Origin of the sequence: Bradyrhizobium sp. S3.3.6 (assembly GCF_040546905.1) — a bacterium.
In the GTDB taxonomy this organism is placed as follows: Bacteria; Pseudomonadota; Alphaproteobacteria; order Rhizobiales; family Xanthobacteraceae; genus Bradyrhizobium; species Bradyrhizobium cytisi.
Window position 1 is genome coordinate 100,447 of record NZ_JBEPOT010000016.1, and the last position, 23,705, is coordinate 124,151.

The following is a 23,705-nucleotide window of genomic DNA, read 5'->3' on the forward strand; positions in this document are numbered from 1 at the left end:
ACCACAGGGTTATGGGTATGTCAAGCGGGATGGCTCGCTCGCGCGACGCGCTCCGCGTCATTGCGAGGAGCCCTTGCGACGAAGCAATCCAGTCTGTCTCCGCGGAGAGACTGGATTGCTTCGCTGCGCTCGCAATGACGGAGAATGTGGCGGCGCCTCGCGCGCCCTACGGCCGCAGATACAGATATCCCTGCGACTGCAGCTCGGCCAGACGAACCACGCCGCCCTTCTCCGCGCTGACAAACCCCGGCAGCAGATCCGGCAGCGTGATGTTCTGCGCCTTCATCGTGTTGCCGCAGGCGGCGAGCTCGACGCCGTCCCTGGAGAAATCGCCGATCCGCTTGCTGATGTCCGGGTTGGCCTGCGCCAAGTGGAATGCCTTCAACGCCGGCCCGTGGATTATCAGCGCGATCGTGACATGGTCGGGGCCGCCGACGCCGTCGATGTGGTTCGGGATGTTGCCGAGCACGAAATTGACCTTGTCGGCGTCGCTGAGGTGATAGACGACCTTCAGCCTGTCCGATTTCGCTTCCGTTGCAGCATTGGCGCGCGAGGCAAACGCCGCGCCCAGCGCCGAGACGGTGCTCCACAAGATGTTCCGGCGGTTCATCGCGGTCTCCCTCGCAGCGACTGGCTTTGCCGGAGACATATCATTTGTGGCGGAGCGCTGCGAGTTCCTTGCGGTCGGTCACGAGCGCGGCGCACTCGCTGTTGTCGGTCCGGTCGAGCCGGAAAATCCCGTCGTCGTGGCCTGCGACCAGCGACCGCTCGGCCTCGTCGTCCGGCTTGTTGTGCAGCCAGACCCTGATGCTCGCGAGCCGCACGATGGCCGATTTGTCGTCCTTCGAGAGTGCGACACCGATGCCACCGCCCTCGCAATCGACGCCGCAGCCGAGGCGGACCTCGCCGCCGTCCTTGGTGAACGCCACGTGGTGACAGGAGCCGCTGGAGTCGAAATCGCCGCTGCGGTGGCGATACCGGAAGCCTAGCCGGAAGGAGTTGTGGAGCTGCTTGTCCTCGCTGTCGATCTCCGCCGAGACCAGCAGCGTCATCGAGGCGACCTTCTGCATCGGATGCCGCGCCAGGTGCTCGGCATCGTAGCGGCGGACGAAGCAGGCATAGGCCGTCTTGCCGGGCGTGCCCGCATACATGCGCGCGTTGAAGGTCTCAGCTTCGGTCTTGCTCGCCTCGCGGATGTCGTCGGCCTCCTCGGCCCGGGCGGCGCCGATGAAGGCGGCAAAAGCAAGCGGAAGGATGAGGGCAAGCTTCATGATCGCACCGGATACGTCAGCCATTGACGGCCCGCATCGGCAGGGTGGGGGCCAACTGGCCGTTAGTCGCAAGCCGCATGCCGCGCGTTCAACTGCATCGCTTCCGGCAGCCTCGCGCAAGGTTCCAGGCTTAACCGTTGCAAGGGAGGGGCGTGGATAGACCCCAGATTGTTGCAAATGGCTGGAGGCGATCGAAATGTCCGAAAGTCAAAACTTGCCCAATCTTGCGATCGGCTATTCGCGAGCCCGCCTGCTGACGCTTTTCGGTGGCAGCGGGCTACTGACGCTGCTCTTTGCCGGGCTCGCATTCACCTGGCAGGAAGGCAAGAACATCACCTCATTCCAGGTCGCCGCCTGCTATGTCGGTGCGGTGTTCTTCGGCCTTGCCACCTGCCGCATGCTCTGGCGGCTGTTCTCCGCGCGGCAGCCGGTGGTCTTCATCAGCCGTGTAGGCATCCGCGACACCAGGCTCGCCGGCGAGACCATCGCCTGGAGCGCCGTGCGAAAGATCATGCTCTGGGAGCAGCGCACGCAGAAATTCGTGGTACTCAAGGTCGACCCACTCATCGCCGAGCGATTCTCCGGAGGATTTGCGACGCAAGCCTTGGTGCTGATGAACAAGGCGCTTGGCGCTGACAGCGTGATCGTCAAAGCGGGCGGCCTGACCATGAACACCGAAACATTGCTCGAGACCTGCAAGCAATATTGGGGCGCGGGACGACCGGCCCACGCGGACCATGCCGTGCCGGAGCCTCAGCCCGCGCCGGAGCCTGTCAGCTAGAGTTCGCCAAAGCGGGCGTCTCGACCATGCCGGCCGAACTCGTCCGTCACCCTGTCTCTCCCCCTTCCGCGGAGCCGAGATCGGTGGTCCGAGCGTTGCCTTAGTCGCAGGTTGGGGCAAGAAGGTTCAGGCAAATGGGTAAGCCCTTTGCTCTCCGGAACTCGCTGTCGGCGATCCCTTCGCCGTTGTCCCGGTTCGTCAATGTGATAGCGTTCACACGCGATTGTTTCTCGAAGTCGTAGGCTGGGGCCGCCTCTTGTAGGTTTTGTGGAGTCCCCCGCAATGGGCGAAATTCGCAACTTCAGATCCGGGAATACGAACGAGCCGCCTCCGCACGGCGGGATGCCTCGTCGTCTCGCAGCCATCATTGTCGGTGACATCGCATCCTACAGCCGCTTGATGCAGGCCGACGAGGAAGGCACGCATGTCCGCGTCAAGCGGATCGAGCGGGACCTCATCGAACCCAGCATCGTCGAGCACCATGGAAATCTGGTGAAGACCACGGGCGATGGTTTCATCGCCATCTTCGACAGCCCCGTCGAGGCCGTTCGATGCAGCATTGTCATCCAGCAGAACCTCGTTGGCCGCAATGCCTCGATACCGAGGGACTCCCGGATCGAATACCGAATTGGCGTCAATCTCGGTGATGTCATCGTTGAGCCGGACGACATCTACGGCGATGGCGTCAACATCGCCACACGCATCGAGGGCATTGCCGAGCCCGGTCAGGTCTACATCTCGGGCGCGATCTACGAGCAGATCAAGCACAAGGTGGTGTGCGGCTATGAGTCGCTCGGGGATCGCAAGGTCAAGAACATCACGGATCCCGTGCGCATCTATCGTGTGCTGCCGGATGCAGATGCAGTCGGCAGGACGCGCGGCCGGCGCGAGAATACCCTGATCTTTCTCCTGGGCATCACGCTGCTGGTCATTGCCACGGGCGTGCTTTGGTATCTGCTGGCGCAGCCGGAGGGCAGGGTGGGCGAGCAGGCGGCCACGCCGACCGCTTCTCCGGCCGCATCGCCGATCCCGCAGCCGTCGCCGCGCGAGGCGGCGACGCAGACACCGCAACCGTCGCCCTCACTGGCCTCAGTGCCTGCGTCGCCCACTCCTGCGCCCAGCCAACCGACAACGGCACCGGTCCGTGAACCCGAGATGATCGCTGTTCGCGGCGGCAGCTTTGCGATGGGAAGCAATGATGATCCGACCGAACGTCCTGTCCACCAGGTCACGGTCAAGCCATTCTCGATCGGAAAATATCCGGTGACAGTGCAGGAATGGAACGAATGCGCCGCCGCCAAGGCGTGCGGATTCACGGCCACCGGCAAGGACGATGCGCCAATCACCAATGTGAGCTGGACCGACGCACAGCAATATGTCGCGTTCCTCGTGCAGACGACGAAGAAGCCTTACCGGCTCCCAAGCGAAGCCGAATGGGAACATGCGGCGCGCGGCGGGACGTCGACAAAGTATTGGTGGGGCGACAAGTCCCAGCAGGGCATGGCCGGGTGCAAAGACTGCGGTGATGCCGTGGCCGAGCAGCCGGCGAAAGTCGGCAGCTTCAAGCCCAATCCTTTTGGTCTCTACGACATGGGCGGCGCCGTCGACCAGTGGGTCGAGGACTGCTGGCACAAGAGCTATCAGGGCGCGCCCAATGACGGTTCGGCATGGAGCGGTGGGGACTGCAGCTCGCACGTCCTGCGCTCGGGCTCCTGGAAGAACGACTTGAGATACGTGCGCCCATCCAACCGCGACGGTTACGATACCAATGTTCGTTACCCGACGCATGGCTTCCGTGTCGCGCTCAGTCCTTAACTGCCGGAGTAGATTGATGCAAATCCTTCGCTGCGTTGCGCTGTCGGCGGTGCTCGCATTGCTCCCGGGCATGGCCTTCTCGCAGGGTAAGGCTGCTCCAAAGGACGCAAAGGTTTATTTTATAACCCCGTATGACGGGCAAAGGGTGCGCGGCGGATTCCTGGTCCGGTTCGGCCTGCGCAACATGGGTGTGACGCATGCCGGCGACGACTATCAGAACGCCGGCCACCATCATTTGCTGGTCGACGTCAACGACCCCATCGATCCGAAGGAGCCGATCCCGCAGGACAAGTCGCATCTGCATTTCGGGGCAGGGCAGACAGAAACTTTTCTCGAGCTTCCGCCCGGGACCCACACTCTGCAGCTGGTGCTGGGCGATGCGAAGCACTACCCGTTCGACCCGCCGGTCGTCTCGGACAAGATCACCGTGCGCGTCAGGCAGCCCGTTTCAGCGCGGAGCAAATGATCAACGCAGGCTGGGCTCTCGCCCGGGCCGCGCGTTGCAACTGGTGCAGAGCGATGCCAAGCATGATCCGTTCGAGCCGCCCGTCGTTTCGAGCAAGATCACGATGCGGGTGAGATAGAGCTTTCGGCGGCAAAGATTTGCCATTCGCCGGGAACGCCCTTCAGTGGCGTGACACCACGGCTGCCAAAGCGGAGGCCAGACCCAGCGACGAGATCCTTCACGGTGCTCGACACCAATACTTCCCCGGCGCCGGCCAGCGCCGCGACCCGTGCCCCGATGTGGACGGCGATCCCGCCGACATCATCGTCGATGATCTCGCATTCGCCCGTATGCAGGCCGGCGCGGATATCGATGCCGAGCGACCTGACTTCATCAGCGATCGCTCGAGCGCAACGGACCCCGCGCGCAGGCCCGTCAAACGTCGCGAAAAACCCGTCGCCGGTTGTCTTGACCTCATGGCCCCTGAAGCGAGCGAGGATGCTGCGGACCATGACGTGATGGTCGTCAAGCAGGGCGCGCCAACGACGATCGCCGAGGCTGGCGGCCTTTTCAGTCGAACCCACGATATCGGTGAACAGCACCGTTGCCAGCACGCGATCAGCCACTGCGGAACCACGTGCTCCCGTCAGGAATTCCTCGATCGCATCGGAAATGTCGTCGGCGTTCTCGCCGACATAGAAGAGGTGATCGCTCCCGGGAAATTCCGCCAGACGCGCTCCGGGAATTTTCGCGGCGACGTCGCGCCCGCCCGCGACGTTGACGACTTGGTCCCCGGTCCGGTGGATGACGAGGGTTGGCACACGAACCGCCGGCAATACGCCGCCGATCTCGATCTGGCTGTTCATGCGCATCAAGGCCGTCACTGCGGCCGGGCTGGCGCCCAATCGCTCGTTGCGCCCCCACCAGCGCTGAAACGCGGCGTCGTTCGCCCGCGACGGCGCGAACTTCTGGATGCTGCCGCCGGTGCCCCAGGCTTTCTCGACATAGTCGAAGAATGCCGCAAGCGCCTCGTCGGTCGCAAACCAATAGGAGAAGCGCGAAAAGCTGCCGTAAAGCACGAGCGCGCGGCACCGATGCGGATAGGTGGCCGCAAACAGAATGGAGAGGGGCGCGCCCTCCGAGATCCCGAGCAGGGCAGCCTGCTCGATGCCAGCCGCGTCCATCACCGCACGCAGATCGTCCATGCGCACGTCGAGGCCCGGGAGTTCGCTGACGCGATCGGATCCGCCGGTACCTCGCTTGTCGAAGGTGACGACGCGCGCGTAGCCCGCAAGGCGGGTCAGGAAGCGAGCGAGGTCGGGTTGGTCCCAGTAGTTCTCGACGTTGGACACGAAGCCCGGCACCAGAACAAGATTGATCGGACCGTCGCCGAACGCCTGGTAGGCAACGTGGACGTCTCCGCTCCTGGCGTACTGCGTAACCGGCTGCATACGTGATCCCTGCCTGCAGGCTGACCATAGCAAACAAGATTTGCAGACGGAAAGCCGTCACTTTGGTCCAAAAGGCTAAGGCGCGCTCGGGGACGAACGCGCCTCGGAATCGCGACGCCGGTGTTTAACGCAGGCTGGCGTTGAACTTGTCCAGCGCCGCCGAGCCCGGGCAGAGCGTATCCGCTTCCAGCGTGTTGAGCGGCGTCTCGACCGTGTTGAGATGGCTGTGCAGATCTTCCGCGTCGGGATCGACGTACAGCAGCCCGGTGACGATCTGGCCCTTGGCGGCGTGCCTTGCAAGGAAGGTCTGGGCGCCGAGCCGGTCATGCGGATCGTAGTCGGCGTCGATCTTGCGCAGCGCGATCTTGCTGCCGTCATGCTGCTCGACCACCTGCACCGTGCCCGGCGCATAGTCCACTGCAATGGGATCGCGGCCGACCAGCACGTCGAGCCGGTTCACGGCGTCGTTATGCTCGCGGACATAGTCAAAACTCTTGGTCGAGCCGGCGTGGTTGTTGAAGGCGATGCAGGGGCTGATGACGTCGATGAAGGACGCGCCCTTGTGGCCGATCGCAGCCGCGATCAGCGGCACGAGCTGGGCCTTGTCGCCGGAGAACGAGCGCGCCACGAAGGTGGCGCCGAGCTGCAGCGCGATCGCGACGAGATCAATCGCGTTGTCGGTGTTGGTCACGCCCTTCTTCGACTTCGAGCCACGGTCGGCGGTCGCCGAAAACTGGCCCTTGGTCAGGCCGTAGACGCCGTTGTTCTCGACGATATAGGTCATGTTGACGCCGCGCCGGATCGAATGCGCGAACTGGCCGAAGCCGATCGAGGCGGAATCGCCGTCGCCGGAAACGCCGAGATAGATCAGATCGCGATTGGCGAGATTGGCCCCGGTCAGCACGCTGGGCATGCGGCCGTGCACGGAGTTGAAGCCGTGCGAATTGCCGAGGAAGTAATCCGGCGTCTTCGACGAGCAGCCGATGCCGGAGATTTTTGCCACCCGATGCGGCTCGATCGAGAGCTCGTAGCAGGCTTCGATGATCGAGGCCGTGATCGAGTCATGGCCGCAGCCGGCGCACAGCGTCGAGATTTTTCCTTCGTAGTCGCGATGCGTGTAGCCGAGCTCATTCTTCTTGAGGCCCGGGTGATGAAATTTCGGCTTGGCAATATAGGTCATGACACGGCCTTGCGGAGCGGAGTCACCTTGAGGTGATCCTGGTGGTCGCCAATGGCTTTTGCGATGTAGCGGGCGGTGATCGGTGAGCCGTCGTAATGCACGATCGGCACGAGGCGGATCGGGTCGATGCCGTTCTCGTTGACGATGAGCTGACGGAGCTGGCTATCGCGGTTCTGCTCGACGACATAGACGAAATCGTGCTCGGCGAGGAAGCTCGCCACGCTCGAATGGAACGGGAAGGCGCGGATGCGCAGGCGATCGAGCTGATGCCCGCGTGCCTCAAGCAATCCGATCGCTTCGTCCATCGCCGGCGAGGTCGAGCCGAAATAGATCACGCCATATTTGGTCGGCCGCTCCGCATTGGCCTGGAGCGGCCGCGGCACCAGGTCCTGCGCGGTCTCGAACTTGCGCACCAGACGCTGCATGTTGTCCGCATAGACCGAGCCTTCCTCGGAATAACGCGCATAGCGATCACGCGACGTGCCGCGGGTGAAATAGGAGCCCCTGGTCGGATGCGTGCCGGGATAGGTGCGGTAGGGAATGCCGTCGCCGTCGACGTCGAGGTAGCGGCCGAAGTCACGGCCTTCTTCCAGCATCTCCGCCGTCATCACCTTGCCGCGGTCATATTGCTTGGAATCGTCCCATTTCAGCGGGCGGCAGAGCCGGTGGTTCATGCCGATGTCGAGATCGAGCATCAGGAAGATCGTGGTCTGGAGCCGCTCGGCGAGATCGAACGCGGCGGCCGCGAACTCGAAGGCCTCGGCCGGATCTTCCGGGAACAGCAGCACGTGCTTGGTGTCGCCGTGCGAAGCATAGGCGCAGGCGATGATGTCGCATTGCTGGGTGCGGGTCGGCATGCCCGTGGAGGGACCGGCGCGCTGGATGTTCATGATCACGGCCGGGATCTCGGCAAAGTAGGAGAGGCCGATGAACTCGGTCATCAGGGAGATGCCGGGGCCGGATGTGGCGGTGAAGGCGCGTGCGCCATTCCAGGAGGCGCCGATGACGATGCCGATCGAGGCCAGTTCGTCCTCGCCCTGCACGATCGCGTATTTCGCCTTGCCGGTCTCCGGATCGTGCCGATACTTCTTGCAATGGGCGGTGAAAGCCTCCGCCACCGACGAGGACGGCGTGATCGGATACCAGGCGCAGACCGTTGCGCCGCCATAGACGGCGCCGAGCGCGGCCGCGCTGTTGCCCTCGATGAAGATGCGGTCACCGACCGTGTCGGACTTCTTCACCCGCAGCCCGATCGGGCATTTCAAATTTTGCAGTGCCCAGTCGCGCCCCAAATGCAGCGCGTGGACGTTGGAGGAGAGCAGCTTCTCCTTGCCTTTGTATTGCTCGCCGATCAGCTGCTCGATCAGCTTCGGGTCCATGTCGAGCAGCGCCGAGAGCGCGCCCAAATAGATGATGTTCTTGAACAGCTGGCGCTGGCGCGGATCGGTATAGGTCGAGTTGGTGATCGCGGTCAGCGGCACGCCGATCACGGTGATGTCGTCGCGGAATTTGGTCGACGGCATCGGCTTGGTGGAATCGTAGAACAGATAGCCGCCGGGCTCGATGCCGGCGACGTCCTTGTCCCAGGTCTGCGGGTTCATCGCCACCATCAGGTCGACGCCGCCGCGGGCGCCGAGATGGCCCTCTTCCGTCACCCGCACCTCATACCAGGTCGGCAGGCCCTGGATGTTGGAGGGGAAGATGTTGCGTGGGCTAACCGGCACGCCATGACGCAGGATCGCGCGCGCAAACATCTCGTTGGCGCTGGCCGAGCCGGAGCCGTTGACGTTGGCGAAGCGGACGACGAAGTCGTTTACGCTGCTGATCGGCTTTTTGTCGGACATGCTGAACCCGCGTGAGTCATTTCGATGAGATATTTCTGCATGTCCCAGGCTCCGGTGGGACAACGCTCGGCACAGAGCCCGCAATGCAGGCAGACATCCTCGTCCTTCACCATCACGCGCCCGGTCTTGAGGTCGGAGGAGACGTAGAGGTCCTGGTCCGGATGCGGTGAGGGCGCCTTCAGGCGATGGCGCAGATCGGTTTCCTCGCCATTCTCCGTGAAAGTGATGCAATCCATCGGGCAGATATCAACGCAGGCATCGCATTCGATGCAGAGCGAGGTCGAGAACACGGTCTGGACGTCGCAGTTCAGGCAGCGATGAGCCTCGCCGAGCGCGAGCTTGACGTCGTAGCCGAGCTCGACCTCGGTGCGGATGTCCTTCAGCGCGATCACCTTGTCGCGATGCGGCACCTTGAAGCGCTTGTCGTTGGAGATGTCGTTGTCATAGCTCCATTCGTGGATGCCCATCTTCTGTGACGAGACATGCACCTCCGGCAGCGGGCGCTCGGTGATGTCCTCGCCCGACAGCAGCTTGTGGATCGACAGCGCGGCGTCGTGACCCTGCGCCACCGCCCAGATGATGTTCTTGGGCCCGAACGCGGCGTCGCCGCCGAAGAACACCTTCGGGTTGGTCGAGACGAAGGTCTTCGGATCGACCTTGGGCATGTGCCATTTGTCGAACTCGATGCCGCAGTCCTGCTCGATCCAGGGGAAGGCGTTCTCCTGGCCGACCGCGACCAGCACGTCGTCGCATTCGAGGGTCTGGTCCGGCTCGCCCGAGGGGACGAGGTTGCGGCGGCCCTTGGCATCGTACTCGGCCTTCACCTTCTGGAACGTGATGCCGGTGAGCTTGCCGTTGTCGTGGATGAAGGCGACGGGGACGAGGAAGTTGAGGATCGGAATGTCCTCGTGGATCGCGTCCTCCTTCTCCCAGGGCGAGGCCTTCATCTCCTCGAAGCCGGAGCGCACGACCACTTTCACGTCTTCGCCGCCGAGGCGGCGCGCGGTGCGGCAGCAATCCATCGCGGTGTTGCCGCCGCCGAGCACGATCACGCGCTTGCCGATCTTGTCGGTGTGGCCGAACGAGACCGAGGACAGCCAGTCGATGCCGATATGGACGTGAGCGGCAGCCTCTTTCCGGCCCGGAATGTCGAGCTCGCGGCCGCGCGGCGCGCCGGAGCCGACGAAGATCGCGTCGTATTTCTCCGCGAGCAGCGCCTTCATGCTCTCGATGCGGTGCCCGCCCTTGAACTCGACGCCGAGATTGAGGATGTAGCCGGTCTCCTCGTCGATCACCGAATTGGGCAGGCGGAATTTCGGGATCTGGGTCCGCATCATGCCGCCGGCTTCGGGATCGCCGTCGAACACGGTGCAGTGATAGCCGAGCGGCGCCAGATCGCGCGCCACCGTCAGCGAGGCCGGTCCGCCTCCGACGAATGCGACGCGCTTGCCGTTCTTGGCTGAAGGCTTCGGCAGGCGGTGCTTGATGTCGTCCTTGAAGTCGGCGGCAACGCGCTTGAGGCGGCAGATTGCCACCGGCGTTTCCTCGACGCGTCCGCGGCGGCACGCCGGCTCGCATGGACGATCGCAGGTGCGTCCCAGAATTCCGGGAAACACGTTCGATTTCCAATTGATCATGTAGGCGTCGCTGTAGCGGCCTTGTGCGATCAATCGGATGTATTCGGGAACCGGGGTGTGCGCAGGACAGGCCCACTGGCAATCGACCACTTTGTGAAAGTAGTCGGGGGCCGCGATATCGGTCGGTTTCATTCCTACCCTGTCCGCGCAGGCTCAAAGACCCGGCGGCCTTTTCTTGAGCTTGTCGGACGCTTAACGCGCGGCGATCTGGTTTCTGAATGACGTCATTGGGTTAGCTTATTAGAACCGGTCCGAAGTACAACGGCAAATTTGGGTGAATCATCCGCTTTCATGGGAGCTGCGCGCAGACAGCATTAATGGCCGTCCGCAGCCAATGCGGCGGTGCAATATGTTGCGCTGCATGCCGGTGCGTCAGCCGTGCGTGATGTCGCTCTTCGCGAGGTCCCACATCAGCGCATAGGTGCCGACGGAGACGGGCAGCGGGAAGGGCGCGGCCGCAGGACCGGTGAAGCGTTCGGCGATGACAGCCGAGACCGCGCCGACGCGCGTGCCGTCGATCAGCACGAACCAGTCGCGCGCGCCTTCGTTACGCACCAACGGAATATCCGCCGTTGCGCCCGACAATTCCGGTTCGCTCTCGAGCAGATGCATCGAGATGATGCCCTCGCGCTCTCCGGGTGCCAGCTTTTCTTGCAGTGCATCACGCCACGCGCCGGCGTTGCCGGCCGTGGGGCGCAGCCGCACGAGCCCCAGCGCAGCACCGCGTCCAGTGCCCTTGCTGATGGTGATGCGCGCTACCACGCGCAGCATGTTCTTGAAATGCGCCATGGTCCGCCGCGACCATTCGGTCTGGTTGGCGAGCCGCGCCCGGTAGGCGGGACTGTCGAGCACGTCGAGCGTCGACGTCGAATACAGCGAGAGATATTTGGGATTGGCGGCGTGCGCGACATAGCGCCGCGCCTCCAGGAAACCCTCGATCGCGACACGCTCTTCCAGATGCTCGCGATCGTACCAGCGGTTGAAATCAGCTTCATCTGCGGCGTCGATGTTCATCGACGTCAGCAGCATGCCTTTCCCGGCGAGCGGCATTTTCTTGTTGTCCTTGCTTCGCGTGTTATCGCGCGGCCTTCGACGCGAGGTCGGCGATCGACTTCATGACCGCGTCCCGCACGCCGGCATCATAGAGCGAATGTCCGGCTTCTTCCACGATCCGGATCTCGGAACCCGGCCAAACTTTCGCGAGCTGCGCGGATGTCTCAGGAGGGCACAACAGATCGTAGCGGCCCTGCACGATGATGCCGGGGATGGCGGCGAGCCGGCCGGCGTTTTGCAGCAGCTGGTTCTCGGTCATGAAGCTGTCATTGATGAAGTAATGCGCTTCCATGAACGGTGTCGCCGGCAATGTGCGCCAGACGTTCAGCGAGGCGAGGTCGATCCGCGTCTTGGCCGGCTTGTGCTCCGATAGAGCGCGTTCGGTGTCATGCCAGGCGCGCGAGGCCGGTCCGTGCACGGCCGGATCGGCATCGAGGATGCGGCGATAATAGGCGTCCACCGGTTGCGCGCGTTCCTCCGGCGGCAGCACGCTCAGAAAATCGTCGTGCAGCGCTGGATAGAACTGCGGCAGGCGCGAGGTGAAGGCCGTCGCCACCTCTGCCCGCGTGCCCAGGAAGGTTGCGCGCAGCGCAATGCCGGAGACGCGCTCGGGGTGGGCCTGCGCATAAGCCAGCGCCAGCGTCGCGCCCCAGGAGCCGCCGACCACCATCCAGCAGTCGAAGCCGAACTTTTCGCGGATCTTTTCCATGTCCGCGATCAGATGCGCCGTCGTGTTGTGCTCGCGCGAGCCCTTGGGACGGCTGCGGCCGCAGCCGCGCTGGTCGAACAGAACCGCATGCAAACGCTCGGGATCGAACAGGCGGCGGTGATCCGGCTGGCAGCCGCTGCCGGGGCCGCCATGCAGATAGATCGCAGCAATGCCGCCAGCACGGCCGACGCTCTCGACATAGAGCTCGTGGCCGTCGCCGACGTCGAGCATGTCGGAGGTCAGCGGCGCAAAGGGATCGGCACGTCTGGCCGCTGCGGCCGCGTCGGCGTCAGGCATCATTCCCGGATTCCAGAGTGCCGCCGGCGAAGTTGCGATAGAGGAAGCGGTTGGTCTCGCCCTCGGCCTCGCGTTCGGCCTGCTTGAAGATGGTCTCGTGCAGCGGCGACAGCGCGCAGGCAGGGTCTGTGTTGGCGGCGTCGCCCGTCAGTGCAAAGGCCTGGCAGCGGCAGCCGCCGAAATCGATCTCGCGGAACTCGCAACTCTTGCACGGCTCCTTCATCCAGCCGGTGCCGCGATAGCGGTTGAAGGCATCCGAGTTCTGCCAGATCCAGGCGATCGAATGGTTGGAACGCACCGACTCGAAATCGAGCCCGGTGATGCTTTCGGCGGCATGGCAGGGCAGCACCTTGCCGGCCGGCGAGATGTTGAAGAACTGCCGGCCCCAGCCGCCCATGCATTTCTTCGGCCGCAGCGCGTAATAGTCGGGCACGACGTAGTCGATCGTCAGCGTACCCTTCAGCCGCTCGCGCGCCTCCTCGACGAGGCGGGTGCACTCATCTAATTGCGCGACCGTCGGCATCAGGGCGGCGCGGTTCTTCAGCGCCCAGCCGTAATATTGCACATTGGCGACCTCGAGCCGGTCGGCGTCGAGATCGATCGACATCTGGATGATGTCGGGGAGCTGGTGCAGGTTCTGCCGGTGCATCACCGCGTTCACGGTGAGCGGCAAATCGAGCTCGCGCGTCCACTTTGCGACCTCGATCTTTTTATGATGTGCGCCCTTGTAGCCGGCGACGCGGTCGGAGAGGCCCTCTTCGACGCCCTGGAAAGAGATCTGCACGTGGCACAGCCCGGCGTCGGCAAGCGCGCTCAGCCGCTCGCGCGTCAGCAGCACGGCCGAGGTGATGAGGTTGGTATAGAGGCCGACGTCGCTGGCATGCTTGACCAGCTCGACCAGGTCTTTCCGCGCCGTCGGCTCGCCGCCGGAGAAATGCACCTGGAGCACGCCGATCTCGGCGAGCTCGCTCAGCACCTTCTTCCACTCATCCGTCGTCAGCTCCTTGCCGGAGCGGTCGAGCTCGACGGGGTTGGAGCAATAGGGGCATTGCAGCGGGCAGCGATGGGTGATCTCGAGCAGCACGGCGAGCGGAATGCCAAATGTCTCCGCAGTCGAGCGGCTCTTCTCTAGCACCGCGAGGCTGTCGCTGGCATCAGGCGGGATGGTTGGGAGCACATCGCTCATGGCGTCTTCTCCCGGGCTTCGGTCAGAAAGCCCTTGTCGGCGAGATCCTGCAGCATGACGATGACGTCGGCGAGGATCGCCTCGCGGGGTGCGGCGTATTTTTCCGCCAGCAGGTCGGATACGTCGCCGACACTGCGCTTGCCGTCGCAAAGCTGCAAGACCTCGACCGCGATCTCATCAGGCGCCAGCACGCGTTCCGGCGCCAGGATCACCCAGACTTTTCGCGTCTCGTCATACTTCAGCCTGGCATGCCGCGGCAGCACGGGGCGGCTTGCCTCGCTGACGCTGATGTTCCGCGGCCCGGCCATTGCTCTCGTCCCTCAACTCGCTTTTTTAGTTTCCTGGGGCACGAACGCGCCCGGCGGAATGTTGCCCTCGACATAGGCGTGCTGGAGCGCATCGAGCTGCACCCACAAGACGTTGGTCTTGAAGATCAGTGCGTTGCACACCTGCGCGCGCTGCTCCGGGGTCATCGCATGCGCCTTGACGTAGTCGAGCGCGAAGCCGGCATCGCGCGGCGCCTGTGCGAGGCGGCGCTTGAAATAGCTCATGATGTCAGGATTGACGAAGTCGTAATGCTCCAGCATGCCGGAGATGCGCTCCTCGTGCAGGTTCGGCGCGAACAATTCGGTCAGCGAGGACGCAATCGCCTCCAGCGGGCTCTTCTCGCGGCAGTAGTGGACGTAAGCCTCCACGGCGAAGCGCGTCGCTGGCAGGATGCCTTCGGTGGATTCCACGTAAGATGTGTCGAGCCCGAGGCCTTCGGTCAGCTTCAGCCAGCGCTCGATGCCGCCCTCGCTGCCGACATCGCCGTCATGGTCCTCGATGCGGTGGCGCCATTCCAGCCGCGTGGCGCGGTCGCGGAAGCGCGAGATCACCACCGCGTCCTTGATCGGGATCGTGCTCTGGTAATAGTAGCGGTTCAGCGCCCAGGCCTGCACCTGGCCCTTGTTCAGCTTGCCGCCATGCAAGAGCTTATGGAACGGATGCAGGCTGTGGTAGCGCGTAGCGCCAATGTGGCGCAGCGTCGCCTCCAGCTCCGCGGCGCTAGTGAGCCTGATGTCCTTGCCGACCGAGAGCGCAGTCATTCCAGTCATGGACGCGGCATTCACAGCACGATCTCCGTTCCGTCGGCGGGGATCTGCCATCCCGCTTGTTCAGCGGCCTTGCGCTCGGGAGAGGAGGGCAGCAGCGCCGGGTTCGAGTTGTTGATATGGAGAAACATCTTCCTGTCGATAGTGAGATCGGCCAGCCGGGCGATCGCGCCATCGTCACCGGACATCGCGACATGGCCCATGCTCTTGCCGGTCTTGTGGCCGAGCCCGGCTTTGATCATCTCGTCATCCTGCCAGACCGTGCCGTCGAAGAACACCAGCGCGGCGCCGTCGATCTCGGCCTTGAGCGCGTCGGTGATTTCGGCGCAGGCGGCGATGAAGTAGAAGCATTTTCCGGTCGACTTGTCGGTGATCTTCAGGCCCAGCGTATCGCCGTCGCCGCTCTCGCCGCCCGGATGCGCCTTGCCTTCGAGATACCAGGCCGATTTGCCCGGCACCGCGAAGGGCCGCACCTCTAACCCCGAGCGCGCACCATCGGTGAGACGCGGCTCGAACGGCTCACCGATACCGATCGGCTGCCGCCGCACGTTCTTTTCGTTGAGCACATTGAAGATGGTGTTGCTGTTCAGGATCGCCAGCACCTTCTCATGCGCATAGACCGTGAACGGCGAGCCCTCGCGCATCGAGAGCAGGCCCGCGACCGCATCCACTTCGCTGTTGGTCAGGATCACGCCTGCGATCGGCGTGTGGCGCAGCGCGCCTGCCTTGGGATGCAGCTGCGGCGTGGCATTCAATTGCTGGCGCAGATCAGGGGAGGCGTTGATCAGGAACCAGTGCTCGCCGTCGCCGCTGAAGGCAACCGAGGCCTGGGTCCGATAAAGCTCATGGCCGTGGTGACGCGCCGCCCGGCAGCCCTCGCAACCGCAATTCCATTGCGGGACTCCGCCGCCGGCCCCGGCGCCCAGGACGACGACGCGAAGCATGATCCGTCTCCTGGAAGCAACGTCGCCAGGTGGATCCTAGGCCAACACAGTTTCCATCGTCCGGAAACCGATCGTGACCGGCAAGACCCACCTGCGCAGAACGCCTACTCACCAACCGCTTACTTGCGGGTGGCGCTCACATACATGTTGATTTCCATGCCGCAGGGCACTTCAACGATCTTGGGGGCTTTCCAGGCCATTTTGGCGCTCCATTCTTGAGATTTCGGACGTATCCGCCCGGGGGCTAAGTTACTGCGGGCGCAAAAGTTCGCCAGTGAAATTTTCCCGAGAACGGCATGTTGCGCCGCGAAAAATGATGGTGGAACATCACTTCTGACGATGCTGCCTTGCGGCAGGCGCATTCGGTCGCGAACCCTGCCCTGATAAAGCAGTTGTGAGTGCAGTGCAGCTTTCAATCCGGTACAGGCGCCCCAAGTGGAATCGCCCCAAGTGGAATTCGGTGATGCCCAGATATTTCTTCAACACCCGTATCGGCGATGAGTTGATCGTGGATCCCGATGGCGAGGATCTGCGCAATCCCGATCGCGCCTGGGAGGTCGCCCGCCAGATGATCCTGGAGGTGCTGAAATCCGAGGGGACCCAGCCGGCGCTCATGGAGGCGGTGATCGAGGTCACCGACGTCGAAGGCGAGATCGTGCTGGAATTTCCCTTCACCGAGGCCCTGCTGGACATCCCGGACCAGTCCGCGACGCGGCATTAGGGCTTCCGTCATTGCGAGGACCGGACGCCGCAGCTCTTTCCGCCGTCATTGCGAGCGAAGCGAAGCAATCCAGAATCTCTCTGTGGAGGCGGTCTGGAATGCTTCGTCGCAAGGGCTCCTCGCAATGACGGAGAATGAGGCAAACCCGTCCTCCCTCCCCGCGAAATCCGCATGGCTTTGCCGCGTTCCCGGCGCTAAAAGACGCCGGTTAAACGGAGCACGTCATGCAAGATCTCTGGCGCCTGTCGGCCGCCGACCTCGCCACCCTCGTCAAATCTAAAAAGGTGTCCGCCCGGGAGGCGGCCAAGGCCGGGCTCGCCCGCCTCGACGCCGTCAACCCCCAGCTCAACGCCGTGATCGACCACCGGCCCGAGGACGTGCTTAAGCAGGCCGACGCCGTCGATGCCGCCATTGCCCGGGGCGAGGACCCCGGTGTGCTGGCCGGCGTGCCCGTTACCATCAAGGCCAATGTCGACCAGGAAGGCTTTGCCACCACCAACGGCCTCAAGCTCCAGCGCGACCTGATCGCGCGCGAGGACAATCCGGTGGTCGCCAATTTCCGCAAAGCTGGCGCCATTCTCCTGGGGCGCACCAATTGCCCGGCCTTCTCCTACCGTTGGTTCACCACCAACCTGGTCCATGGCGACACCAAGAACCCCCGTGACGCCTCGCTGACACCGGGCGGCTCCTCCGGCGGCGCCGGCTCGGCGGTCGCGGCGGGTATCGGCCATATCGCCCACGGCACCGACATCGCCGGCTCGATCCGCTATCCCGCCTATGCCTGCGGCGTGCACGGCCTGCGCCCGACCTTGGGCCGTATCCCCGCCTTCAACCCGGCGCTGCCGGAGCGGCCGATCGGGCCGCAGATCATGGCGGTGTCGGGCCCGCTGGCACGCACCGTGAATGACCTCCGCATTTCGCTCGCGGCGATGTCGGCCCGCGATGCGCGCGATCCCTGGTATGTGCCGGCGCCGCTCGATGGCCCGGCCGTGCCGAAGCGCGCCGCGCTCTGCCTCAATCCGGACGGTCTTGCGACCACGCCTGAGGTGAAGGCGGCCGTGACCGACGCCGGCAAGCGCCTCGAGCGGGCGGGGTGGACCGTCGATGTGATCGAGAACACCCCGCCGATGCGCGAAGCCGTCGCATGGCAGCGCAAGCTCTGGCTTGGCGATGGCTACGAGGCGCAGCTGGAAATGGCCGAGCGCGAGGGCGATCCCGGCGCGCTGGCGTGCCTGCGCGGCATCCGCGCCAAGGTCACGCCGATGGATCAGGCCAACTACGCCCAGGCGCTGACCCGCCGCGCCACGCTGACCCGCGACTGGATGCTGTTCTTCGAGAAATACGCCGTCGTGCTGACGCCGGTCTCCGGCGAGCTGCCATTCGCCGATCATCTCGACCGCAAGGACGCCGCCTCCTTCGAGCGCGTCTGGGAAGCGCAGCTGCCGCAGATCGCGATCCCGTTCATGGGACTGCCGGGCCTCGTGGTCTCGACCGGCCTCGTCGGCAAGTCCCCGGTCGGCGTGCACATCGTCTCCGGCCGCTATCGCGAGGATCTGTGCCTGCTCGCCGGCGAAGCGATTGAGGCGGGCGGCGTGCCGCCATCGCCGATCGACCCCGTGGGTTAGCGATGGCTGCGATCTACGAGTTCAAGGCCAATTCGCTTGCCGGCGAGGAGGTCGCGCTGCGACAGTTCGAGGGCCAGGTGCTCTTGATCGTCAACACCGCGAGCAAATGCGGCTTCACGCCGCAATATCGCGGACTCGAGGATCTGCATCGCGATCTCGCGCCGCGCGGCTTCTCGGTGCTGGGCTTTCCCTGCAACCAGTTCGGCGCGCAGGAGCCGGGGCAGGCCGCCGAGATCCAGGCGTTCTGCTCGACCAATTACGACGTCACGTTTCCGCTGTTCGAGAAGATCGACGTCAACGGCGCCCACGCGCATCCCTTGTATGAGTATCTGAAACACCAGCAATCCGGCCTGCTGGGCGCCTCCATCAAATGGAATTTCACCAAATTCCTGGTGGACCGTGCCGGCCACGTGATCGCGCGCTATGCGCCGACCGCGCGGCCGGAAGGATTGCGGCAGAAGATCGAGACCCTGTTATGAGCGAGACAATCATGAGCGACGAATTTCCGGACCGCCTGTCGGTCGACCCCAACAGCCCCTATTACAACGCCGACATCCTGTCGCGCGACGTCGGCATCCGCTTCAAGGGCGTCGAGAAGACCAATGTCGAGGAGTACTGCATCAGCGAAGGCTGGGTCCGCGTCACCGCGGGCAATGCCAAGGACCGCTACGGCAATCCGCTGACCATCAAGGTGCATGGTCCGGTCGAGCCGTATTTCCGGGACAAGAAGTAAGCGCGACGCGCTCTCTCCTCGTCAGCGCACTCTCTTTCCTCGTCATTGCGAGGGACGCATTCTCCCTCCTCGTCATTGCGAGGAGCCCTTGCGACGAAGCCATCCAGAGTCTTTCCGCGAGTAGCAGACTGAAAGGCGCTGGCGGAGTAGCCTCCGCTGGCGCAACCAACTCCGTCATTGCGAGCGCAGCGAAGCAATCCAGAATCTCTCCGCGTAGGCAGTCTGGATTGCTTCGTCGCAAGAGCTCCTCGCAATGACGGTGGAGAGGGCGGTGTCGGTTACCGGCGGCCCCCGTCTGCGATGCACGGTGGTACGGAATTGCGCGAGGTGCTGCCACACACTCCGTCATTGCGAGCGCAGCGAAGCAATCCAGAATCTTTCCGCGAAGGCAGTCTGGATTGCTTCGTCGCATCAGTGCAAATTGCTTCGCAATCTTGTCGCGGGCTCCTCGCAATGACGGTGTGGCGACGTCACGTTTTTTTGCTCCTGTCTCAAGCGTCGCTCGCAATTTCCTTCAGGTTGTGTTATCGTAAAGGCTCTCCTGGCCGAGCACAATCATGAAGCAGCCCTGCGTGTACATGTTCGCCAATCGTCGTAACGGGACGATCTACACGGGCGTCACGTCCAATCCGCCGCGCCGCGCGTTCGAGCATCGCGAGGGCCTCGTGAAGGGCTTCTCGTCGCAGTACGGCTGCAAGCTCCCCGTCTGGTTCGAGCTGCACGCGACCATGACCGACGCGATTACGCGCGAGAAACAGATCAAGGGCGGCAGCCGGGCGAAGAAACTTGCGCTGATCGAGAGTGTCAATCCGGACTGGACGGATCTGTACGAGACGCTGATTTGAGCGTCTTAGGACGGTGAGACCGAGACGCAAGCTATCTCCTCATCCTCCGTCATTGCGAGCGCAGCGAAGCAATCCAGAGTCTCTCCGCAGAGGCGGTCTGGATTGCTTCGTCGCAAGAGCTCCTCGCAATGACGGCGGAGGGAGCTGGGTCGTCTGCTGGTGCCTTCGTCTGCGATGCGCGGTGGTGCCGAATTGCGAGGTGTCGCCACATTCTCCGTCATTGCGAGCGAAGCGAAGCAATCCAGAATCTTTCCCCGGAGGCAGTCTGGATTGCTTCGTCGCAAGAGCTCCTCGCAATGACGGTGGACGGAGCGGTGCAGCCGTAAAGTTTCATTCAGCGCGCGTCGGCTCCTCAAGCCGATCCCAACTCGCAATGAGACGCGAGCGTCTCCGCTACGACAGCCGCATATCCAGCAGCCGCCGCCCCTCACCCTTGAGCAGCTTCTTCACCGCGCCGGACGCCACGACTTCGCCGTCGTTGGCATACGCTTCGTGGTTCTTCTCGATGTCGTCGAGGCGGTAGAGGTAGTTCACCATCACGCCGGCGGATTCGCGCACGCCCTTCGGCGAGAGGTCGCCGAGCCAGTTGATGCGCTCGAGGCGCGCGCCGTTGCCGAGATGGAAGCGGGCGACGGAATCGATCAGCTTCCCCTTCGGCGTGCGCGCCTTCAGGAAGTAATGGGCGGCGAGCGGCTCGATCAAGGCACGCAGTTGCGCAGCCGTCTCGGGGTTCTCGAACCATTTGGGATCGTCGAGGCGCTTCAGGATCTCGCGATCCTCGTCCGACAGCGGCAAATCCTTGTCCTGCTTCAGCCACGGCATGAAGCCCGGCACCGGCGACAGCGTCACGAAGGTGTCGAGCTTCGGCGTCTCGCGGCGCAGCTCCTCGACCACCTGCTTGATCAGGAAGCTGCCGAAGGAAATGCCGCCAAGACCGCGCTGGGTGTTGGAGATCGAGTAGAACACGGCGGTGCGCGCCTTCTCGATCGGAAGGTGCTGCCGGTCGACGGCCAGCAGCGGCGCGATCGCACCGGGAATGGTCTCGGTCAGTGCGACCTCGACGAAGATCAATGGCTCGTCGACCATCGCGGGATGGAAGAAGGCGTAGCAGCGGCGATCGACCGGGTCGATGCGGCGGCGCAGATCGTCCCAGTCGGAGATCTCGTGGACGGCTTCATAGCGAATGATCTTTTCGAGGATGTTGGCCGGGGTCGACCAGTCAATCCGGCGCAGCACGAGAAACCCCCTGTTGAACCACGAGGAGAGAAGATGCGAGACGTCGCGGTCGAGCGCGGCGAGATCGGTATGTCCGTTCATCATGCCGAGCAGGTCGGCGCGCATGGCGACGAGATCGCCGGTGCCGCCCGGCGCGCGGTTGAGACGGCGGATCAGCTCCTGCCGCCGCGGTTCGGAGGCGAAATGCAACGCGCTTGCGTCCTCGTCTGCCGGCTTGGCGCGCCATTTCTCGATTGCCTGTGCCAGCCGTTCCCGGTCCGGGCCGAAGTCGCGCACCAGCGCCTCGAAGAAGGCGCGGCGTCCTGCCGCATCCAACTCCTGGTAGATGTCGAGCACTTCACGCGCCATGGCGGTGCCGGAGGCTTCACCCCGGCCCGACAGCAGCGCGTCGCAGAGCTCGATCAGCCCGTCGGCGTCCTGTTTGGTGTCGGCAGAATCGCGGCGCAACAGCGTGCGGCCGCGCTCGGAGATGGTGGCGAGCAGGTCGGAGAAGAAGGCGTTAGCCATCTGGGCCTTTCGAAACCGGGTTTGTGCGGTGCGGAAGCTTACACGGGATTTAGGCGGAAGCCGATCACAATCAAGCAGGCGAATTTGCCAACTTTAGCTGGGCCGTGCGTTTCGAGAAGGCTGTCATGCCCGACGAGGGCGGAGGCATCAGGCGGCATTTAGGCAGCGAGGGGGCGGCCTCACACGCCGTCATTGCGAGCGCAGCGAAGCAATCCAGACTGCCGCCGCGGAAGGATTCTGGATTGCTTCGCTGCGCTCGCAATGACGAGGTTGGGGCTAACTCTTCCCCGCAAACTCCGTCGGCGTACGCCCGGTCACCTGACGGAACGCGGCCGAGAACGCCGGCACGCTGGCATAACCAAGTTGCGTCGCGAGCTGCTTCACCGAGACACTCGCATCCATCGACAGCCGCTGGATTGCCGCCGCAATCCTCGCGCGCTGGCACCAGCTCTTGAAGCTCAGTTGCGTCTCGCTCGAGAACAGCCGCGACAGCGTGCGCGCGGAGGTTCCGACCTCGCGCGCCAGGGTGTCGATGTCGTGCAAGCCGGTTGGATCGTCGAGCACGATCATCGCGGCGCGCCGACAGCGCGGCTCGTGCGGCAGCGGCACGAAGGTTGCGGAATCCTCGGCCTGGTGCAATTCCAGCATCACCAGACGCACCAGCAGCTCGGTGCGCTCCTCGGTGTTGCGCGCGTCGAACAGCGCGAGGATCGCCTGATTGAGCAGCGGCGACACCCGCACCACGAATTCCCTGGTCAATCCGTCGTAGCGCTTCTCGCGCTTCAGCCAGGCGAGGTCGAAATACAGCGTACGCATCTCGATGTCGGCGAGCACGTCGATGGCGTGCTCGAGCCCGGCCGGCACCCAGACCGCGCGATCCGGCGGCACCAGCCAGCGTCCCCCGGGTGTCGTCACCTGCATGGTGCCGCGTGCCGCATAGACCAGCTGCGCCTCGCGGTGCATGTGCGGGTCGAGCCGCAAGCCCTTGGGATAATCGCGCGCGACCAGGTGCACGCCCGCGGTGGAGCGGTGGTTGCCCCGAACCTCCCTGAGGATTGGCGTTTCGACGACACTCATTGGCAGCATCCCGTCATGGCTCCGACATATAACTCATTTCGGAGCAGGAGAGGATTCGCATGAACAGCCCCAGCCGGGTCATCAGTTTCGTCAATGCCGGCCATTTCATCGACCATTATGCGATGCTGATCTTTGCCGCCGCCGTGATCATCATGGGGCCGGCGCTCGGCATGGCCTATTCGGAACTGTTGCCCTACGCGACCCCCGGCTTCATCGCCTTCGGCGCCGGCTCGCTGCTCACCGGCTGGCTAGGGGACCGCTGGAGCCGCCGCCACATGATGCTGATCTTCTTCATCGGAATCGGCCTTGCCATGATCTCGGTCGGCTTCGTGCAGACGCCTGTGCAACTCGGCGCCGCGCTGTTTGCGATCGGCGTGTTCGCCTCGATCTATCATCCCGTCGGCACCGCGATGATCGTGTCCTATGCCGACAGGCTCGGCCGCGAGATGGGGATCAACGGCGTCTGGGGCAATCTCGGCGTCGCCTCGTCCGCGCTGGTGACAGGCGTGATCGGCCAGTATCTCGGCTGGCGCTTTGCCTTCATCGTGCCCGGCATCGTCACCATCCTGATCGGCATCGCCTTTGCGATGCTGGTCGTGCATGAGGATCGCAAGGGCTCGAAGCAGGCGGCCGCGCAGGCGCGTGTCGCCAAGCAGGACATGTGGCGCGTGGTGCTGTCGCTGCTCATCGTGGTGATTGCAATCTCCACCACCTTCAATGCCGTCACGGTGGCGCTGCCAAAGCTGTTCGCGGAGCGGCTCGCCGATCTCACCAAGAGCCCGGCGCTGCTCGGGGTCATCGCGGCCTGCGTCTATGTGTTCGGCGCGATGACGCAGTACACGATCGGCCGGCTGCTCGACCGCTACTCGCTGAAGACGGTGGCGCTGCCGCTGTCCTTCATGCTGGCGCCGTTCCTGTATCTTGCCGCGAGCCTGTCCAACCTGCCGCTGATCCTGGTGTCGATCGGCATCGTCATGGGCGCCTTCGGGCAGGTCACGGTGAACGACGCCATGGTCGGCAAATACACCAGCGAGGAATGGCGCTCGCGCGCCTACGCCGTGCGCTATTTCATCGGCTTCACCGCGGCGGGTGCCTCGGTCGGCCTGGTTGCCTGGCTGTACGAGCAGGGCGGCTTCGTCACCATGCTGCACGCGTTTGCCGCCCTCTGCCTGCTTGCGATTGCAGCGGCGATCATCCTCCCGCGCGAGATCCGGACGCCGGCTGCGGCGTGAGGTCTCGTGTCCCGGACAAGCT

General features: G+C 63.9%; 24 protein-coding genes. 9 read left to right on the forward strand and 15 right to left on the reverse strand.

The window, feature by feature from the left end; translation table 11 throughout:
- Positions 1 to 166: 166 nt before the first annotated feature.
- Together ABID59_RS33295 and ABID59_RS33300 are read right to left on the reverse strand one after the other, a co-directional pair.
- Complete coding sequence (locus tag ABID59_RS33295) at positions 167 to 610, reverse strand: DsrE family protein (protein WP_354086169.1); 444 nt, start codon at positions 608 to 610, stop codon at positions 167 to 169.
- Between the two features lie 40 nt (positions 611 to 650).
- The gene (locus ABID59_RS33300) at positions 651 to 1,271 is read right to left on the reverse strand and encodes a hypothetical protein (RefSeq protein ID WP_354086230.1); all 621 of its coding nucleotides are present in this window, start codon (positions 1,269 to 1,271) and stop codon (positions 651 to 653) included.
- Positions 1,272 to 1,467: 196 nt separating this feature from the next.
- Between ABID59_RS33300 and ABID59_RS33305 the strand changes: the two genes are divergently transcribed.
- The 3 genes from ABID59_RS33305 to ABID59_RS33315 all read left to right on the forward strand — a co-directional run bounded on the left by ABID59_RS33305 (position 1,468) and on the right by ABID59_RS33315 (position 4,333).
- Positions 1,468 to 2,052 (forward strand): STM3941 family protein, encoded by a 585-nt coding sequence (locus ABID59_RS33305; protein WP_148754739.1) that lies wholly within the window; start codon positions 1,468 to 1,470, stop codon positions 2,050 to 2,052.
- 282 nt (positions 2,053 to 2,334) lie between these two features.
- Positions 2,335 to 3,867: an SUMF1/EgtB/PvdO family nonheme iron enzyme gene (locus tag ABID59_RS33310; RefSeq protein WP_354086170.1), complete on the forward strand. Its 1,533-nt coding sequence runs from the start codon at positions 2,335 to 2,337 to the stop codon at positions 3,865 to 3,867.
- Positions 3,868 to 3,883: 16 nt separating this feature from the next.
- On the forward strand, positions 3,884 to 4,333 hold the full coding sequence (locus ABID59_RS33315) for a DUF4399 domain-containing protein (RefSeq protein WP_148754737.1): 450 nt from the start codon (positions 3,884 to 3,886) through the stop codon (positions 4,331 to 4,333).
- A gap of 98 nt (positions 4,334 to 4,431) precedes the next feature.
- Here the strand turns inward: ABID59_RS33315 and ABID59_RS33325 are convergent, their stop codons facing one another.
- The 11 genes from ABID59_RS33325 to pqqA form a co-directional block, all read right to left on the reverse strand.
- The gene (locus ABID59_RS33325) at positions 4,432 to 5,763 is read right to left on the reverse strand and encodes an adenylate/guanylate cyclase domain-containing protein (RefSeq protein WP_354086171.1); all 1,332 of its coding nucleotides are present in this window, start codon (positions 5,761 to 5,763) and stop codon (positions 4,432 to 4,434) included.
- A 124-nt stretch (positions 5,764 to 5,887) separates the two neighbouring features.
- Positions 5,888 to 6,943 (reverse strand): 2-oxoacid:ferredoxin oxidoreductase subunit beta, encoded by a 1,056-nt coding sequence (locus ABID59_RS33330; RefSeq protein ID WP_148772803.1) that lies wholly within the window; start codon positions 6,941 to 6,943, stop codon positions 5,888 to 5,890.
- Positions 6,940 to 8,787: a 2-oxoacid:acceptor oxidoreductase subunit alpha gene (locus ABID59_RS33335; protein WP_187435262.1), complete on the reverse strand. Its 1,848-nt coding sequence runs from the start codon at positions 8,785 to 8,787 to the stop codon at positions 6,940 to 6,942. Before ABID59_RS33335 ends, ABID59_RS33330 begins: the two co-directional genes overlap by 4 nt.
- The gene (locus tag ABID59_RS33340) at positions 8,757 to 10,556 is read right to left on the reverse strand and encodes an FAD-dependent oxidoreductase (RefSeq protein WP_354086172.1); all 1,800 of its coding nucleotides are present in this window, start codon (positions 10,554 to 10,556) and stop codon (positions 8,757 to 8,759) included. Before ABID59_RS33340 ends, ABID59_RS33335 begins: the two co-directional genes overlap by 31 nt.
- A gap of 240 nt (positions 10,557 to 10,796) precedes the next feature.
- Entirely contained in the window at positions 10,797 to 11,474 is a 678-nt protein-coding gene (locus ABID59_RS33345) for a hypothetical protein (RefSeq protein ID WP_354086173.1), read from the reverse strand.
- 25 nt (positions 11,475 to 11,499) lie between these two features.
- On the reverse strand, positions 11,500 to 12,486 hold the full coding sequence (pip, locus tag ABID59_RS33350; protein ID WP_354086174.1) for a prolyl aminopeptidase: 987 nt from the start codon (positions 12,484 to 12,486) through the stop codon (positions 11,500 to 11,502).
- A complete protein-coding gene (gene pqqE, locus ABID59_RS33355; protein WP_354086175.1) occupies positions 12,476 to 13,669 on the reverse strand; it encodes a pyrroloquinoline quinone biosynthesis protein PqqE in 1,194 nt (397 codons plus the stop codon). Before pqqE ends, pip begins: the two co-directional genes overlap by 11 nt.
- Entirely contained in the window at positions 13,666 to 13,977 is a 312-nt protein-coding gene (gene pqqD / locus ABID59_RS33360; RefSeq protein WP_148754730.1) for a pyrroloquinoline quinone biosynthesis peptide chaperone PqqD, read from the reverse strand. The genes pqqE and pqqD overlap by 4 nt, the downstream gene beginning before the upstream one ends.
- Positions 13,978 to 13,989: 12 nt before the next feature.
- Positions 13,990 to 14,781, reverse strand: coding sequence for a pyrroloquinoline-quinone synthase PqqC (gene pqqC / locus ABID59_RS33365; protein ID WP_354086176.1), 792 nt, complete (start codon positions 14,779 to 14,781; stop codon positions 13,990 to 13,992).
- Complete coding sequence (gene pqqB, locus ABID59_RS33370) at positions 14,778 to 15,707, reverse strand: pyrroloquinoline quinone biosynthesis protein PqqB (protein WP_354086177.1); 930 nt, start codon at positions 15,705 to 15,707, stop codon at positions 14,778 to 14,780. The genes pqqC and pqqB overlap by 4 nt, the downstream gene beginning before the upstream one ends.
- A 119-nt stretch (positions 15,708 to 15,826) precedes the next feature.
- A complete protein-coding gene (gene pqqA / locus ABID59_RS33375; RefSeq protein ID WP_007595659.1) occupies positions 15,827 to 15,907 on the reverse strand; it encodes a pyrroloquinoline quinone precursor peptide PqqA in 81 nt (26 codons plus the stop codon).
- 263 nt (positions 15,908 to 16,170) lie between these two features.
- Between pqqA and ABID59_RS33380 the strand changes: the two genes are divergently transcribed.
- From ABID59_RS33380 to ABID59_RS33400, 5 genes are all read left to right on the forward strand, one after another.
- On the forward strand, positions 16,171 to 16,428 hold the full coding sequence (locus ABID59_RS33380; RefSeq protein ID WP_187435261.1) for a DUF6894 family protein: 258 nt from the start codon (positions 16,171 to 16,173) through the stop codon (positions 16,426 to 16,428).
- 224 nt (positions 16,429 to 16,652) lie between these two features.
- A complete protein-coding gene (locus ABID59_RS33385; RefSeq protein WP_354086178.1) occupies positions 16,653 to 18,053 on the forward strand; it encodes an amidase family protein in 1,401 nt (466 codons plus the stop codon).
- Between the two features lie 2 nt (positions 18,054 to 18,055).
- Positions 18,056 to 18,532: a glutathione peroxidase gene (locus ABID59_RS33390; protein ID WP_148754637.1), complete on the forward strand. Its 477-nt coding sequence runs from the start codon at positions 18,056 to 18,058 to the stop codon at positions 18,530 to 18,532.
- The gene (locus tag ABID59_RS33395; RefSeq protein WP_014492823.1) at positions 18,529 to 18,786 is read left to right on the forward strand and encodes a DUF3297 family protein; all 258 of its coding nucleotides are present in this window, start codon (positions 18,529 to 18,531) and stop codon (positions 18,784 to 18,786) included. Before ABID59_RS33390 ends, ABID59_RS33395 begins: the two co-directional genes overlap by 4 nt.
- Before the next feature lie 557 nt (positions 18,787 to 19,343).
- The gene (locus tag ABID59_RS33400; RefSeq protein ID WP_354086179.1) at positions 19,344 to 19,631 is read left to right on the forward strand and encodes a GIY-YIG nuclease family protein; all 288 of its coding nucleotides are present in this window, start codon (positions 19,344 to 19,346) and stop codon (positions 19,629 to 19,631) included.
- Positions 19,632 to 20,024: 393 nt separating this feature from the next.
- Here ABID59_RS33400 and ABID59_RS33405 read toward each other — a convergent pair whose 3' ends face one another.
- Positions 20,025 to 21,374: a malonyl-CoA decarboxylase gene (locus ABID59_RS33405; protein WP_354086180.1), complete on the reverse strand. Its 1,350-nt coding sequence runs from the start codon at positions 21,372 to 21,374 to the stop codon at positions 20,025 to 20,027.
- A gap of 276 nt (positions 21,375 to 21,650) precedes the next feature.
- The gene (locus ABID59_RS33410; RefSeq protein ID WP_354086181.1) at positions 21,651 to 22,451 is read right to left on the reverse strand and encodes an AraC family transcriptional regulator; all 801 of its coding nucleotides are present in this window, start codon (positions 22,449 to 22,451) and stop codon (positions 21,651 to 21,653) included.
- A 59-nt stretch (positions 22,452 to 22,510) separates the two neighbouring features.
- Here ABID59_RS33410 and ABID59_RS33415 point away from each other — a divergent pair, with 59 nt between their 5' ends.
- A complete protein-coding gene (locus ABID59_RS33415; RefSeq protein WP_354086182.1) occupies positions 22,511 to 23,683 on the forward strand; it encodes an MFS transporter in 1,173 nt (390 codons plus the stop codon).
- Positions 23,684 to 23,705 lie beyond the last annotated feature (22 nt).